Origin of the sequence: Peptoniphilus sp. DNF00840 (assembly GCF_001553125.1) — a bacterium.
Taxonomy (GTDB): Bacteria; Bacillota; Clostridia; order Tissierellales; family Peptoniphilaceae; genus Peptoniphilus_A; species Peptoniphilus_A vaginalis.
This window is the reverse complement of sequence record NZ_KQ960222.1, coordinates 1-588: the sequence shown is the minus strand read 5'-3', so window position 1 is coordinate 588 and position 588 is coordinate 1. Positions and strand designations below refer to the sequence as shown.

Annotated in this window: 1 protein-coding gene; it reads left to right on the top strand. The window is 37.6% G+C overall.

The window, feature by feature from the left end:
* On the top strand, positions 1-588 hold a 588-nt coding region (locus HMPREF1864_RS05710), incomplete at its 5' end, for an S-layer homology domain-containing protein (RefSeq protein ID WP_197415068.1).

The window sequence follows — 588 nt, the reverse complement described above, 5'->3', positions numbered from 1 at the left end:
CAACAAAAGCAAGCACCACAAGTAGTACAAAATAACAGTGCATCCAATAACTTTACAGACACAAGTGGTCACTGGGCTAAGACAGCTATTGATTACGTTGTAAGCAAGGGATACTTTGCAGGTCTAAGCAATACTGAGTTTGGACCAAACAAGTCCATAACAAGAGGACAATTTGTAAGTGTTCTAGGAAGAATGTTGAAGGTCAATGTAAATGACTACAAGGATCAAAACTTTAAAGATGTTAAGTCAGGAATGTATTACAGTCCATACATCACATGGGCAAACAAAGTTGGAATAGTATCAGGAGTAGGTCAAGGAAACTTTGCACCTGATAAAGAACTAACAAGAGAAGAAATGGCTGTAATGATGACTAAGTTCTTAAAGGTATCAGGCAAGAATCTCAATGCCAAGGGTAATACTAATGGCTTCAAAGATGAAGAAAAGATTCAAAGCTGGGCTAAGGATTCTGTAAAAGAAATGGCAAGACTTGGTATAGTAAGTGGTATGGGCGATGGAAGCTTCGCACCAAAATCTCAATTTACTAGGGCACAAGTTGCACAAGTTCTTTATAACATTGATCACAATTAA